The organism is Streptomyces sp. cmx-18-6 (genome assembly GCF_046548915.1).
Lineage (GTDB): Bacteria > Actinomycetota > Actinomycetes > Streptomycetales > Streptomycetaceae > Streptomyces.
On sequence record NZ_JAEBEP010000005.1, the window covers coordinates 174,768 to 188,961 of the forward strand.

The 14,194-nt window shown below is 74.4% G+C and carries 9 protein-coding genes; 3 read left to right on the forward strand and 6 right to left on the reverse strand.

Going from position 1 to position 14,194, the window contains the following annotated elements:
- Nucleotides 1-20: 20 nt before the first annotated feature.
- The 3 genes from ACLJPL_RS13955 to ACLJPL_RS13965 all read right to left on the reverse strand — a co-directional run bounded on the left by ACLJPL_RS13955 (nt 21) and on the right by ACLJPL_RS13965 (nt 5,500).
- Complete coding sequence (locus ACLJPL_RS13955) at nt 21-3,266, reverse strand: AAA family ATPase (RefSeq protein WP_411081121.1); 3,246 nt, start codon at nt 3,264-3,266, stop codon at nt 21-23.
- A 477-nt stretch (nt 3,267-3,743) separates the two neighbouring features.
- Entirely contained in the window at nt 3,744-4,397 is a 654-nt protein-coding gene (locus ACLJPL_RS13960) for a response regulator (protein WP_411081122.1), read from the reverse strand.
- Nucleotides 4,385-5,500, reverse strand: coding sequence for a sensor histidine kinase (locus ACLJPL_RS13965; RefSeq protein ID WP_411081123.1), 1,116 nt, complete (start codon nt 5,498-5,500; stop codon nt 4,385-4,387). Before ACLJPL_RS13965 ends, ACLJPL_RS13960 begins: the two co-directional genes overlap by 13 nt.
- 342 nt (nt 5,501-5,842) lie before the next feature.
- Here ACLJPL_RS13965 and ACLJPL_RS13970 point away from each other — a divergent pair, with 342 nt between their 5' ends.
- Nucleotides 5,843-6,580 carry a TetR/AcrR family transcriptional regulator gene (locus ACLJPL_RS13970; protein WP_411081124.1) on the forward strand — a complete coding sequence of 246 codons (738 nt, stop codon included), beginning with the start codon at nt 5,843-5,845 and terminating at the stop codon, nt 6,578-6,580.
- Nucleotides 6,581-6,800: 220 nt separating this feature from the next.
- Here ACLJPL_RS13970 and ACLJPL_RS13975 read toward each other — a convergent pair whose 3' ends face one another.
- The 3 genes from ACLJPL_RS13975 to ACLJPL_RS13985 all read right to left on the reverse strand — a co-directional run bounded on the left by ACLJPL_RS13975 (nt 6,801) and on the right by ACLJPL_RS13985 (nt 9,820).
- On the reverse strand, nt 6,801-8,330 hold the full coding sequence (locus tag ACLJPL_RS13975) for a helix-turn-helix domain-containing protein (RefSeq protein ID WP_411081125.1): 1,530 nt from the start codon (nt 8,328-8,330) through the stop codon (nt 6,801-6,803).
- Between the two features lie 196 nt (nt 8,331-8,526).
- A complete protein-coding gene (locus tag ACLJPL_RS13980) occupies nt 8,527-8,724 on the reverse strand; it encodes a DUF4236 domain-containing protein (RefSeq protein ID WP_411081126.1) in 198 nt (65 codons plus the stop codon).
- A 241-nt stretch (nt 8,725-8,965) separates the two neighbouring features.
- The gene (locus ACLJPL_RS13985) at nt 8,966-9,820 is read right to left on the reverse strand and encodes an alpha/beta fold hydrolase (RefSeq protein WP_411081127.1); all 855 of its coding nucleotides are present in this window, start codon (nt 9,818-9,820) and stop codon (nt 8,966-8,968) included.
- A gap of 79 nt (nt 9,821-9,899) precedes the next feature.
- Between ACLJPL_RS13985 and ACLJPL_RS13990 the strand changes: the two genes are divergently transcribed.
- Both ACLJPL_RS13990 and ACLJPL_RS13995 read left to right on the forward strand, forming a co-directional pair.
- The gene (locus ACLJPL_RS13990) at nt 9,900-10,973 is read left to right on the forward strand and encodes a protein kinase family protein (RefSeq protein ID WP_411081128.1); all 1,074 of its coding nucleotides are present in this window, start codon (nt 9,900-9,902) and stop codon (nt 10,971-10,973) included.
- 226 nt (nt 10,974-11,199) lie between these two features.
- Nucleotides 11,200-13,986: a hypothetical protein gene (locus tag ACLJPL_RS13995; protein ID WP_411081129.1), complete on the forward strand. Its 2,787-nt coding sequence runs from the start codon at nt 11,200-11,202 to the stop codon at nt 13,984-13,986.
- Nucleotides 13,987-14,194: the final 208 nt, after the last annotated feature.

A 14,194-nucleotide genomic window follows, 5' to 3' on the forward strand; every position in this document is an offset into this window, starting at 1 on the left:
CTGGGGCCGGGCGTGGGGTGTCAACAGCCGTCGGCGGTGCCGACCGCCGGGAGGGCGGGCGGGGTGAGCCGGGCCGTACCGGTCCCCGTACCCGTACCGCTACCGGTCCTGATATCGATGCCCATACCCGTCGCCGTGAAGAGGGTGGTGCTGGTGGCGGCGGCGAAGGCAGTGCGGTCGGGGTGGCCGGTCTTCTGGAGCAGGCTCGCCACGTGCTTCTCCACGGTGCGCGGGGAGATGTGCAGCAGAGCGGCGATGTCCTTGTTGGCGACCCGCTCGGCGAGCAGCCGGGCGACCTCGAACTCCCGGGCGGTGATCCCGCACCGGCGCAGCGCCGGCGGCACCTGCTCGGTGCCGGTGCGCCGCTGCCGGACCGTGGCGCCCATGCCGCGCAGCAGAGCGCGGCAGGCGCCGGCCGGGGCCCGCAGCTCGGCGCCGTGGAAGTACTCCTCGGCCTCGCGCAGCCACTCCACCGGGTAGCCCCAGCCGTCCCGATGCGCGGCCGGGGCGACCAGGCGCACCGCCAGGTGGCGGGCGACGGGGTGAGCGGCGGCGGCCTCCAGCGCGGCCGCCGCCGCGGCGGTCGCCTCTCCGGCGCGGCCGTCGCGGCCCAGCAGTACGGCGTGCGCCAGCCCGGCGAACTGGCGGTTCCAGCGGGTGCCGCCGGCGCTGGCGGTGCCAGGCAGGTGTTGCATGCCCAACCGCCCGGCCAACACGCCCAGCAGCACCGCCAGTCCGTGGCGGCCGAAGTCGGCGGTCGCGGGGTTCTCCGCGTCGAGGGCGAGCGCCTGGGCGAGTTCCCGCTCGGCGTCGCGCGGCCGTTCCTCCAGCAGCGAGCAGAAGGCGCGCGCCAGTCCGTACGCCACCGGGCGCAGGCCGGGGGCGGCGTCGGGGGCCAACTCCAGCCGCCCCAGGGCGTCGTCCAGCTCCGCGCGGCGGCCCTGGTGGGCCAGACGCACCGCCTCGGCCACCCGCAGCTCGGCCAATGCCCCCTCCAAGCCCAGCCGTTCGGCCTCGGCGGTCGCCGCGCGGATCCTCTCCCCGGCGGCCGTGAACTCGCCGCGCCGGATCTGCTCCAGGGCCAGCGCCACACCGAGGCGCTGTGCCAACGGGGGTACGCCCCGGCGGACCGCCTCCCGGTGGGCGTGTTCGAGCGGGGACAGGTGGCCGTCGCGGTCCGCGGCGAGCCGGGCCAACTCGGCCTCCGCGGCCAGCCGGAGCACCGGGAGGCGGTGGACTCTGGCCAGCGTACGGGCTTCCTCCAGCCGCGCCCGGGCTGCCGACTCCGCTTGTTCCTCGGCGAGTCGGGCGAGGAGGAGCAGCGCCCGGCAGGCGAGGGCGGGCAGTTCGGCGCGCCGGGCGGCGGCCCGGGCGCGTTCGGCGAGTTCGGCGGCGGTGCGCAGTCGCCCGGGCGTCAGCCGGTGGAGCTGCGTGTGCGCGGCGGCAAGGTCTACCACGGCGCTGTCGGCGTCGGCCGGTTCGCCGCCGAGCAGCCAGTGGGCGGTGTCGATGTGCCGGGCGGCGGCCGCGAACCGGCCGGTGAGCAGGGAGAGTTCGGCCAGGCGTGCATGGAGTCCGGCCCGGGACGCGGCGGGGAGGTCCTCGGCCGGCGACTCCTCGCCGGTGAGCAGCGCGGCCACCGGCTGGAAGCGGGCCGAGCAGGCCGCGGCGTCCAGCAGCCGGGCCAGTACGGTGGCCCGCAGCTCGGGCGGGGTGTCCGGACCGGCCAGCCGGTGCGCCCGGTTCAGCAGGACGACCGCGTCCCCGACCCCCGTCGTACCCTCGCCCGCTGTACTGCCCCCGACCCCGACCCCGACCCCCGTACCCTCACCCTCCGTGCCGCCCTCCGCCTCCGTGCCGCCCTCCGCCTCCGTGCCGCCCTCCGCCCCCGTGCCGCACTCCACCCCTGCGCCGCCCTCCGCCGCGGCGCAGTACAGCCGGACGGCCTGCGCGGTGTCGCCGGCTTGGGCGTGGAGGTCGGCGGCGAGTGCGGCCCAGCCGCCGGGGAGTTCCGGGTGCAGTGCGACCAGGGCGGCGGCGACCCGGCGGGCGTATTCGGCGCGGCTGCCCGGTCCGAGATCGGCCAGCAGCGCGTGGCCCACCAGTGGGTGCCGGAAGGCGTACCACCGCGGGTCGTCGGCGTCCGGCACGATCAGGTGGGCGGCGGTCGCCGCCCGTACCACCGCGGTGAGTTCGGCGTCCGTACAGCCGAGCGCGCGGTGCAGCACCGGCAGCGGGAAGCGCGGGCCGCAGAGCGCCGCCGCGCTCAGGAACTCCGTACCGAGCGGGGTGAGCCGGGCGGTGCGACATCGGATGCTGTCGGCGACCGCGGCGGGCGCCGCCGGTCTCCGGTGGTGGTGATGGTGATGGTGGGGCCGGCGGAGTCGGTGGTCGTCGTCGCCACCGGGCTGCTGGAGCAGTTCGACGGCGACGAACGGGATGCCGCCGCTGTACTCCCTTACCCGGTGGGCCACTTCGGCGTCGACCTCGGCCGGGGGGATCCGGCGTACGGCGGCGACCAGCCGGCGCACCTCGCCGGGGTCGAGCGGGGCCAGGTCCAGGACGACCGCGGTGCCGCACTGCCGCGCCCGGGCGGCGAGTTCGGTCGCCACGCAGGGCTCGCGCCGGGCGGTGAGCAGCAGGACGGCGGGCAGCTGCGCGAGGTGGTCCAGCAAGTACTCGACCACCGCCAGGGTGCCGGGGTCGGCGTCGTGCAGGTCGTCGAGGACCAGCAGCAGCGCCCCGTGCCGCCGTCCGACGACGGCGACCAGGCGCAGTACGGCCTCGGCGACCGCCAACGGGGAGCCGCCGGCGCCGGCTCCCCGGGCACCGGTCAGCAGCCGGGTCAGCACCCGTCCGTAACCGCCGAGTTCGGCCTGCTCCGGCAGGAGCCCGGCGCGGGCCAGCGACAGCAGCGCCTCGACCAGCGGGCGGTACGGGACGACCGAGCCGACCGTACTGGCCCGGCCGCTCGCGGTGGCCAGGTCGGGCCCGGCCGCGGCGAGCGCCTCGGCGGCGAGCCGGGTCCGCCCCGCACCGGGCTCGCCGGTGACGAAGAGCGCCCCGCCCCGGCCGGCCCGCGCGGCGACCAGGGCGGCGGCGATCCGCGCCCGTTCGGCCTCCCGGCCGACGAACTCCGGCTGCCCGGAAGCCGGTTCACCACCGTCGTCGACGGCCCGGACGCGGGCGGGGCGGGGACCGGGGACTGCGGGGAGGGAACCGGGGACGGCAGGGACAGCGGCGGGGCGGACGTGGAGCTGCGTCATCTGTCTCTCCTGGGGGTGGGAAAGAGAGGGCTCGGCCCGATCGACCGTGGGGGCCCGCGGACGCGCGGGCGCGGTGCCGGGCACCGGGCGGAGCGAAGCGGAGGAAGCAGGCGGTACGGACGGAACAGAGCAGCGGGACGTACGGGCGGCAGGGGCGCCGCGGGCGGGCGCCTCCCGTACCGCCGGCGCGAGGTGGGACACCGGCTCGCCCTCCCGTCGACCCGGTGCACCGAACAGCCGGGACCGAGGATAGGAGCGATGCACAGGTTCTCTGTAGCCATCAGTTTGGGGGGCTTGCACGCCCCCGCACACGTAGCCCGGAACGAAACCGGAACGGGAACCGGAACCGGAACCGACGCCAACGCCGGAACCGACGCCAACGCCGGAACCGACGCCAACGCCGGAACCGGCCCCACCGCCGGAACCGACGCCAACGCCGGAACCGGCCCCACCGCCGGCACCGGCACCCCCGCCCGCTCACTGCCCGTCCAGGCTGTCCTCCCGCACCAGCCGGGCCAGGTCGATCTTCGTGTACGCCGGCCGGCCCGCCTGCCGGTACTTGGCCTTGACCCGGTCCAAGTAGTCCTTGGCCGTGTGCACCGTGATGCCGGCGCGCCGGGCGGCGGACTTCAGCGTCATCCCGGACGCGTAGTCGAGCAGGATCTGCCGCTCCCGCGGCGAGAGCCGGGGGCGGGTGGGGCTGTCGTCGTGCGCGCAGGCGAAGGCGAGTTCCGGGGAGTGGGCGCCGCGCCCGGCGGCGACGTCCTCGATCGCGGCGACCAGGGTCGGCAGGTCGTTGTCCTTGGTCAGATAGCCGTCCGCGCCGGCCCGTACCGACTCGATGATCCGGGCCCGGTCCGGGACGGTGCTGATCACCAGCACCCGGCTCCCGGAGCTCAGCAGCAGCCGGATGTTGTCGACCGGATCGGATCCGTCGCCCAGCCGGAGGTCGAGCAGCACCACGTCGGGCGGGACGTACGGCAGCTCCGGGTCCGGCGGGCGGAGCAGCTCCGCGGGGGTGGTCGCGGTGGCCACCAGCCGCAGCCCCGGCACCCCGTCCAGCCAGGCCCGCATGCCGTCGGTGAGCATCCGGTCGTCGTCCACCAGCGCGACGGTGATCACCCGGGCCATCTCAGCTCCACCCGTACGCCCTCGCCGGGTTCGGTGTCCAGCTCGGCCCGGCCGCCCACCGCGGTCATCCGCTTGCAGACCGAGCGGCGCAGCCCGAGGCCGGGTTCGTACCGCTCCGGATCGAATCCGCATCCTCGGTCGACGACGGTGACCACGACGGCCCCGGGCCGTTCGGGGTCGCCGGTGGCGGTGAGGTAGGCGTGGTCGGTGCCCGCGTGCCGGCGCACATTGTTCAACGCCTCCCGCACGGCGTCCGCGAGGGCGACGGAGACCTCCGGCGGCACCTCGGGCAGGGCGTGGTAGCGGGCGGTGACCCGCAGCCGCAGGCTCTCCGCGCCGCCGACCACCTCCTCCAGGGCATCGCCGATCCCCCGGTGGTGGACCTCGTCGGCGGTCTGCTCGATCAGCCGGCGCAGATACGCCGCCTCGCGGGCGCAACGCTCTTGCACCTGGGGGGCGTTGGCGTCCACCCCGCCGGCGGCGAGGGTGGTCAGGGTGGCGAGGACGGTGTCGTGCAGCAGCCGGTGGTGTTCCAGCCGCTCGACGTATCGGGCCCTGGTCGCCTCGGCGGCCAGCGCGCGGGCGTTGGCGTCGTCCAGCAGCCGGCCCTGGCGGCGCAGGTACCACCAGAAGACCCAGGCCATCGCGGCGGAGGAGAGCAGCGAGTTGGTGTGACCGAGGACGACCGCGGTGCTGGCGTCCACCAGCCGGTAGCCCAGCAGATGGGTGGCGGCGAGGAGGACGACCACGCCGACGACCTGGAGCCGGTCCAGGACGAGTGCGGCGGTGGCGCACGCCGAGCCGCCGAGCAGCATCGCCCAGCCGAGCTCGGCGGAGTCCTCGGCGCCGCCCCAGGCGTACAGGGCCAGCGGCAGCGCGACCCCGTTGACCAGGACGTCCGCCCAGATGTGCCGCCGCTCGAACCACCCGCGCCGCAGCGCCGTGCCGTGGACGAGCGCGCTCAGCCCCAGCGCGAGCGCGAGCAGCGCGTACGGCGCCGGCTGGTCGCGTTGGTGCTGGAGGACCGCGACCAGGCCCACCGCCAGATGGCTGACCCGGTAGAGCAGGGTGGCCAGCACCATGAAGGACCTGGCGCGCTGCAACCCCGAACCCACCGCGGTCTGTTCACGCGGCCGTCCGGGTCGCCGTAACCATAAGGGCACCGCCGACAAAGCCACGCCACGCCTCCCTGTCCGTGGCGCCGCGCGGCCCGGTGCGGGACGGGATGGGGACCGCGGCGCCGGTACGTGTCTACGACGCCACGTATTCTGCCCCAGCATGTCCATGCCGAGCATATTTCCGTCAGGGATCGACCATGTCCGGAAGATCCGCATCCGCAACGCCGCCGTACGCACACCCCACAACGGGACATACAGTCGTGGATGTATGTTGAACGATTCCGGCCGGCGGGGCCGGTGCGCCCGCGGACCAGGAGGTGGCAGCCGATGACGGCAGCAACGCCGGCGGGAGCGGCGACGGGAGCGGCCGGCGCGGCGGCGATGGCGGGCACCGCGACAGGCGTCGCGGCGGGACGGCGGACGCAGGCCGAGCGCCGGGCGCGCAGCCGGGACGCGCTGCTGGCGGCCGCGGCGCGCGGCCTGGCGCACCACGGGTACGCCGAACTCTCCCTGACCCGGGTCGCCGCGGAGGCCGGCTACACCCGCGGCGCGCTCTACCACCAGTTCGCCGGCAAGGAGGAGGTGGCGCTGGCGGTCGTGGGCTGGGTGCGGCAGACCTGGTGGGACGAGGTCGGCCGGGTGCTCGACTCCTCCGACGGCCCGGGCGGCCCCGGCGATCCCGGCGACCCCGCCGAGGTGCTCCTCGCGCTCGCCCGCGCGCACGCCGTCTACTGCCGGCGGGACGTGGCCGCGGTGCTGCGCAATCTGCGGGTCGAACTCGCCGGTCGGGACCACCCGGTGGGCCGGGCGATCGACGAGGCCGTCGCCCCGCTGCTCACCGCCTGCGAACGCCTGGTCCGCGGCGGCCGCCGCCGGGGCTCGATCCCGCCGGGCCCACCGGTCCGCGACACGGCCGCGGCGCTGGTCGCCGCCCTGGAGGCGGTGCCCATCGCGGTCGCCGGACGCGCCCCGCACGACGTCACCCTCACCGAACGCGCCGTACGAGGCATCCTCGGGCTCCCCCCGGCCGCACCCCCCTCGGCCGCACCGCGCTCCGGGGCGTGACCGCGCCCCGCCCCGGGGCAGGGCGCACGAGGCAGCACCGCCATCGACGCGATCTTCGCTCAGCCGCAGCCCGCAGCCGTGGCCAGTAGGTAGAGCCCGTGGGGCGCGGTTCGTAGCCCGCAGTGGGCCTGAAGTCCCAGAGGAGTCCCAGAGACGCCGCCGCACCCCTACCCGACCCGCTAAGTCACAGGTCGGACGGGGGTGCGGCGGCATCCGCGTATCAGATGTCCCGGAAGATCTCGATCTGCGCGCCCACCGAGTTGAGCCGCTCCGCCAGCTCCTCGTAACCCCGGTTGATCACATAGACGTTGCGCAGTACGGAGGTGCCTTCCGCCGCCATCATCGCGAGCAGCACCACCACGGCGGGCCGCAGGGCGGGCGGGCACATCATCTCGGCGGCGCGCCAGCGGGTCGGGCCCTCGACCAGGACGCGGTGGGGGTCCAGGAGTTGGAGGCGGCCGCCGAGGCGGTTGAGGTCGGTGAGGTAGATCGCGCGGTTGTCGTAGACCCAGTCGTGGATCAGGGTCTGGCCGTGCGCGGAGGCCGCGATGGCCGCGAAGAACGGCACGTTGTCGATGTTGAGCCCGGGGAACGGCATCGGGTGGATCTTGTCGATGGGCGCCTCCAGCTTGGAGGGCCGCACCGTCAGGTCCACCAGCCGGGTGCGGGCGTTGTCGGCCGCGTACTCCGGGGTGCGGTCGCAGTCGACGCCCATCTCCTCCAGCACCGCGAGCTCGATCTCCAGGAACTCGATCGGCACCCGGCGGATGGTGAGTTCGGACTCGGTCACCACGGCGGCGGCCAGCAGGCTCATCGCCTCGACCGGGTCCTCGGAGGGGGAGTAGTCCACGTCCACGTCGATCTGCGGGACGCCGTGCACGGTGAGCGTCGTCGTACCGATGCCGTCGACCCGTACACCCAGCGCCTCCAGGAAGAAGCACAGGTCCTGGACCATGTAGTTGGAGGAGGCGTTGCGGATGACCGTCGTGCCGTCGTGGCGGGCGGCGGCCAGGAGGGCGTTCTCGGTCACGGTGTCGCCGCGCTCGGTCAGCACGATGGGGCGGCCGGGGGAGACCGAGCGGTCGACCTGCGCGTGGTAGAGACCCTCCGTGGCGGCGATCTCCAGGCCGAACCGGCGCAGCGCGATCATGTGCGGCTCGATCGTGCGCGTGCCGAGATCGCAGCCGCCCGCGTACGGCAGGGTGAACTGCTCCATCCGGTGCAGCAGCGGGCCCAGGAACATGATGATGGAACGGGTGCGGCGCGCGGCGTCGGCGTCGATCGCCTCCATCTCCAGCTGCGCCGGCGGCAGGATCTCCAGGTCCACGCCGTCGTTGACCCAGCGGGTGCGCACTCCGATGGAGTTGAGCACCTCCAGGAGCCGGAAGACCTCCTCGATCCTGGCGACCCGGCGCAGGACGGTGCGGCCTTTGTTGAGCAGCGAGGCGCACAGCAGCGCGACACAGGCGTTCTTGCTGGTCTTGACGTCGATGGCCCCCGAGAGCCGCCGCCCGCCCACGACCCGCAGATGCATGGGCCCGGAGTAACCGAGCGACACGATCTCACTGTCGAGGGCTTCACCGATGCGGGCGATCATCTCAAGGCTGATGTTCTGGTTGCCGCGCTCGATGCGGTTGACGGCGCTCTGGCTGGTGGCGAGCGCCTCGGCCAGCTGCGTCTGTGTCCAGCCACGATGCTGCCGGGCGTCACGGATGAGCTTGCCGATGCGTGCGAGGTAGTCGTCTGACATAGCGGCAGGTTATCTCAGATATGAGATGAGGCTGAAGTCGGGTTGTGGTGTTCGGGTGACGGGAGTGCACCCGTTCCGGTGAGGGCGACGCACTGTTCCGCCCGGGGAACACCTGAGCGCGCCCCACGCCGCCATCGTCCCCCGGGAGGGGCGACGGGGCGCGGGGCGCGCGGCCGTACGGGGGGTGGCTTCCGGCTCAGCCGTTGCGCCGCCGGGTCGTCCTGCGCCAGCCGAACGGGCCCGGCAGGTCCATGGACGTGGTGCGCCGGCCGGTGCTGCTGACCGTGCGCCGCGGACCGCGTCCGCCGCCGGTGGTGACCGACCAGGAACGGCGGTTGATGTTCAGCCGTACCCCGGGCAGGATCCGGAAGCTCTTGCGGAAGGTGATCGCCATCTGGGCCTCCTCGTGTCAAGACTCCGGGTATCCCGTCGCGGCGGGGGTATGCCTGGCCCGTGTACGCAGCAGGCATGCCAGGCCGCGTACGGAGGGGTATGCCTGGCGCGCGTACGGAGCGGCTATGCCAGGCCGCGTACGGAGCACCGGCCATCGACGGCACGTCAGGCCGTACACCATCGGCAGTCGGCAGTCGGCAGTCGGCAGGCGGCTGCTGCCCCCGGCCCAGGCGCCCCGAGGCTCAGCCGCGCCGGGCCGCCAGCCACTTCAGGGCGTCCGCGCCCGCGTCGAGCACGGAGAGGTGGCCGTCCGCCGGGCGCAGGCGCAGTTCCGCCGCCGGGCAGCGCCGCGCGAGCCACCGGCTGTGCGCGGCCGGCGCGATCCGGTCCCGCTCGCCGTGGAGCAGGAGCAGGGGCGCGGTGATCCGCGCGGGATCGAAGCCCCACGGAGCGACGTAGGCCAGGTCGTCGGTGATCAGGCCGTCCGGTCCGCCCTCCAGGGCCGGCCCCACCACCTCGTCGAACCAGGACCACGCACCGGCCAGCGCCGCGTGGTCGGCGTCGGTGAACATCTCCGGGTCGTAGCCGGCGCCCGCCTCGTACGCCTCCTTCACCGCGCGCCCTCCGGCGGCCGCCCGCAGGGAGGCCGCCGAGGACCGGGCCATGCCCGCGTACCAGTCGAGCCCCTCGGCGTCGTACGGGGCGAGTCCCGCCACGGCCGCCACGCCGAGGACCCGGTCGGGCAGCAGGGCGCCGCAGGCCAGTGCGTGCGGGCCGCCGCCGGAATGGCCCAGGACGGCGAAGCGGCCGATGCCCAGCGCGTCGGCGATCGCCCGCACGTCGGCGGCGGCCGACGCCACGTCCCGGCCGGGGAGCGGGGACGAACCGCCGTAGCCGGGGCGGTCGTACGACACCCAGCGGACGCCCAGCTCCGCGGCGGCGGGAAAGAGGGGCGCGGGCGGTGAACCGGTGTTCGGCGTGCCGTGGTGCCAGAGGACGACGAGTTCGCCGCCGGATGCGTCGTCGCCGTCGCCGGTGTCGTACACATGGAGTCTGCGGCCGTCGTCCAGCCGCAGATCGCTCTCCTCGACCTTCACTCCGCCTCCGCCACCCCTCCGCCACGCAGAACGTCCCAACCGCACGACCCTACCGGCCACCTACGACAGAGGTCCCGCCATGTCACCCGAGCCCAGCTCACGCCCGACCACCCACAGCGCAGTTTCCGAGGCCCTGGCCCGGTACGACGATCGGGCCCTGCTCGAACTCGTCGGCCGGGCCGAACCGCTCGGCTCCGGGATCGGCGGGACGTCGGCCCTGCTGGAGGTCGCCGGAACCCCGGTCTTCGTGAAGCGGGTGCCCCTCAGCGACCTGGAGAGACGCCCGGAGAACGTCCGGTCCACGGCGAACGTGTTCGGGTTGCCGCTCTTCTGCCAGTACGGCGTCGGCGCCATCGGCAACCCGGGCTTCGGGGCCTGGCGGGAGCTGGCCGTCCACGCCCTGACGACGGACTGGGTGCTCACCGGCGCGTACGACGGCTTCCCGCTGATGTACCACTGGCGCGTACTGCCGGACTCGACGCCGCTGCCCGGCGAACTGGCCGACGTGGAAAGGGCCGTCGCCTACTGGGGCGGCGGAGCAGGGATACGCGGCCGGATCGACGGGCTCCGGCGGGCCTCGGCGAGCGTCGTGCTGTTCCTGGAGTACCTGCCGCACAACCTCCACCAGTGGCTGGGCCGGCAGTTGGACGCCGGCGGCGGGAGCGCCGACCGGGCCTGCGCGATGGTGGAGAGGGAGCTGGAGGCGGGGACCACGTTCATGAACAGCCGCGGTCTGCTGCACTTCGACGCGCACTTCGAGAACATCCTCACCGATGGCCGGCGGCTGTTCTTCACGGACTTCGGCCTCGCGCTCTCCTCCCGGTTCGAACTGTCCCCGGACGAGACCGCCTTCTTCGACCGGCACCGGACGTACGACCGTGACTACACCGTCAGCTACCTGGTGAACTGGCTGGTCACCGCCCTGCACGGATACGGGAGGGACGACCGCGAGGCGCAGGTGCGCGCGTACGCCGGGGGCGAGCGCCCCACGGGCGCGCCGGCCGCGGCCGCGTCGATCCTCACCCGTCACGCGCCCCTCACCGCGGTGCTGGCGGACTTCTTCCGCGACTTCGCGCACGGGAGCAGGGAGACCCCGTACCCGGTGGAGGCGATCCGGCGTCTGCACGCCCGCTCCGCGACAGTCGGGCCATAGAGAGCCTCGCGCCGCCCCGAGCCGTGCGGCACCCCAGGCACGCGCCACCCCGAGGCACGCACCGCCCCGAGCCGCGCGCCGCCCACCATTCCTCCACCCCCTCCGATCACTCCGCCCGCAGAGGCAACCCACAGGTTCACCTCCCCGTCTCGATGTCCGAGAGCGCGTTCGACCCGGAACAGACCACCTGAACGGACGCGCGGGTGACCAGGGTTGAGGAGGAGCTTTGATACGTGGCCGGAAAGCATGGGCCACCGCGATAGCGGTGCTGACGGTGGCGGGGGTGGCGCAGACAGGGGCGTACGCCGCTCCGACACCGCCGGAGATACCCGCCGCCACCGCGACACCCGGGGCCGGGGACGCGTTGCCGCCCGGCTGGCGCATCGCCGGTGAGAAGGGGCACAACCACCTGGAGTGGCGCGCGCCCCAGCCGGTCCCGATGGGCGACGCCCGCGTGGAGTTCCGCGCGAACGGCAAGCTCGTGGGCGTACCCGAGGCGCAGGACGACGGCCGGACCTTCCGGCTCCCCCTCGCCGAGGTCAGCACCTCCGACCTCGGAGACCTGGCGGTCGAGGCGGCCGGGCGGCGGCTCGACGAGGCCCCGGACGCGGGCGCGCGCAAGGCGAAGCCGCCGGCTCCCAAGCTCCCGCCCAAGCTGCCGGCGGGGACCGTCGACCCGGGCAGGGCCGGCAAGTACGCCACCACCACCGGCGAGTACAACCTCCCCTCCGTCAAGCTCCCGGACTTCCCCGCGCCGGTCGAGATGCGCGGTGTCGTCGTCGCCCCGAAGAAGGCCCCCGGCAAGCGTCCCGTGGTCCTCTTCCTGCACGGCCGCCACTCCACCTGCTACGCCCCCGGCAAGGACGGGGAGGTCTTCGGCGACTGGCCCTGCGTCAAGGGCACCAAGCCGATTCCCAGCCACCGGGGCTATCTCCGCGACCAGAAGCTGTTGGCCTCCCAGGGGTACGTGACCGTCTCGATCTCCGCCAACGGGATCAACGGCCAGGACTGGGACGCCGACGACGCCGGCGCGCAGGCCCGCTCCTCGCTGATCCGCAACCACCTCGGCCGCTGGGCCGACTGGGCCGCCAAGCCCGCCTCCGCGCCCGCAGCCGTCCGCAAGGGCCCGAAGACCGACCTGTCCCGGGTGCTCCTCGTCGGGCACTCGCGCGGCGGCGAGGGCGTCAACCGGGCGGTCATGGACAGCCTGTACAAGCCGCCGGCCGCCCAGGACGGCTACCGCTCCAAGGCCCGCTGGAACATTCGCGGCACGGTCCACATCGGCCCCACCATCTTCGGCCAGAACCCGGTGCCGGACGTCCCCTCGCTCACGATCCTGCCCGGCTGCGACGGTGACGTCGCCGACCTCCAGGGCCAGGTGTTCACGGACGGCACCCGGGGCGTCAGCCGGGGCAAGGCCCTGCACAGCTCGGTCTACATGATCGGCGCCAACCACAACTACTTCAACAGCGAGTGGACGCCCGGACAGGCCCAGGCCCCGGCCCACGACGATTTCCTGCACGACCCGGAGGCGCGCGACCCGCTGTGCTCGCCCGGCGCGGCGGGACGGCTCACCGCCAACCAGCAGCACAAGGCGGGCGCGACCTACATCGCCGCCGCCGCGCGGCTGTTCGTCGGCGGTGACGACCGCGTACGCCCGCTCGTCGACGGCACCGGCCGCCGCGCCCCCTCCGCCGACCCCGCCCGGGTCCTGACCCACGCGGTCGGCGGCAACCGGGGTGCGGCCTTCCTCCCCGACGACCCGCAGGGAGCCGTGAAGGTCAGCGGCGCCCGACTGTGCGACGCCGTCGCCCCCGGCCGCACCGCCTGCCTGGGCGGGAAGAACCCGGGCTTCTCGCCGCACTTCGCGCAGTGGCGCCCGGAGCACGAGGCCGGCCGCCGTGCCATCGCCCTGGACTGGAAGAAGCCGGGCACGGTCGCCCGCGTCACGCCGAAGAAGCCGGTCTCGGTCAAGGGCGCCAAGAGCCTCGCGCTGCGCGTCGCCGTACCGCCGAACACCAGCGGCGCCCGCTTCGACGTCCACGTCAAGGACGCCAAGGGCAAGCGGGCCAAGCTGGGCGGCGTCCGCGTCGACGGCCTGCCCGGCACCGAGCGCACCGCCTCGGTCTGGGCCCAAGAGGTCCGCGTACCGCTGACCGCCGCGACCCGCGCCAAGCTGAACCTCGGCAAGATCGCCTCCCTGGAGCTGACCCCGACATCCCGTTCCGGCAAGGCGTGGCTGATGGACGCCTGGTCGTGGAAGCCGGGCGCGCCCGCGGTGAAGGCCGCGCCGCTCGTGCGCGTCGACATCGGCCGCCTCATGGTCAAGGAGGGCGACGCGGGCTTCCGTACGTACCAGGTGCCCGTCCGCACCACCGGCAAGAACGCCGGAGCGGTCCGCCTGTACGTCGTCGACCCGGACACCGGCGACTCGGTCGGCCGCCTGGTGAAGGTCGGCCCCGGCACCGCTGGGATCAAGGTCAAGGTGAAGGTCGAGGGCGACAAGCGCTACGGCTGGGACAAGCCCCACGACATCCAGGTCAAGGCGGTCCGGGGAGCGGTCGTCGGCGCGGACGCCGGCGGTGTCACCGCCCAGAACGACGACCCGATGCCGAAGGTGACGTTCCAGCCGGTGGCCGCCGACGTCACCGAGGGCGAGTCCCTGAAGTGGCGCATCACCCTCTCGGAGAGCGCGGACATCGAGATCTGGGCCCTGGCCCGGTTGATCCCCGTCACCGGCGGCCGTCCGGAGCTCTCCACGGCCGACGTCGACCAGGCGTGGTTGTCCGAGCTCGTGGAGAAGGTCCCGAACCCGGCGATCCCGCTCTCGAAGGTCGAGTACGGGACGCTGTGGACGTCGGTCCCGGCGGGCCGGAAGTCCGCCGATCTGATCGTCCCGACCATCCGCGACCAGGTGAAGGAGCCGGCCGAACACGTCCGCTTCCAGCCCACGGACGACGAGGGCGTGCCGCTGGGCCCGCCCTTCGAGGGCACGGTCCGCGACACGCCGTAGCCGACGCGCAGCAACGGGTCCGGCCTCCCCACGATCCTGTGGGGAGGCCGGACCTCCCTCCTCCGCCTCCCGCGCGGGAGCTGACGATGCCTCCCGCGCGGGAGCTGACGATGCCTCCCGCGCGGGGACTGACGACGCCTCCCGCGCGGGAGCTGACGGCCACCGGGTCCCGCCCGGAGCGGCCAGTCAGGGCCAGTCAGGGGCGTCC

Coding starts and splice junctions, on each gene's coding strand:
- ACLJPL_RS13955 (WP_411081121.1), bottom strand. CDS start 3,266: ATGACGCAGCTCCACGTCCGCCCCGCCGCTGTCCCTGCCGTCCCCGGT.
- ACLJPL_RS13970 (WP_411081124.1), top strand. CDS start 5,843: ATGACGGCAGCAACGCCGGCGGGAGCGGCGACGGGAGCGGCCGGCGCG.
- ACLJPL_RS13960 (WP_411081122.1), bottom strand. CDS start 4,397: ATGGCCCGGGTGATCACCGTCGCGCTGGTGGACGACGACCGGATGCTC.
- ACLJPL_RS13990 (WP_411081128.1), top strand. CDS start 9,900: ATGTCACCCGAGCCCAGCTCACGCCCGACCACCCACAGCGCAGTTTCC.
- ACLJPL_RS13975 (WP_411081125.1), bottom strand. CDS start 8,330: ATGTCAGACGACTACCTCGCACGCATCGGCAAGCTCATCCGTGACGCC.
- ACLJPL_RS13980 (WP_411081126.1), bottom strand. CDS start 8,724: ATGGCGATCACCTTCCGCAAGAGCTTCCGGATCCTGCCCGGGGTACGG.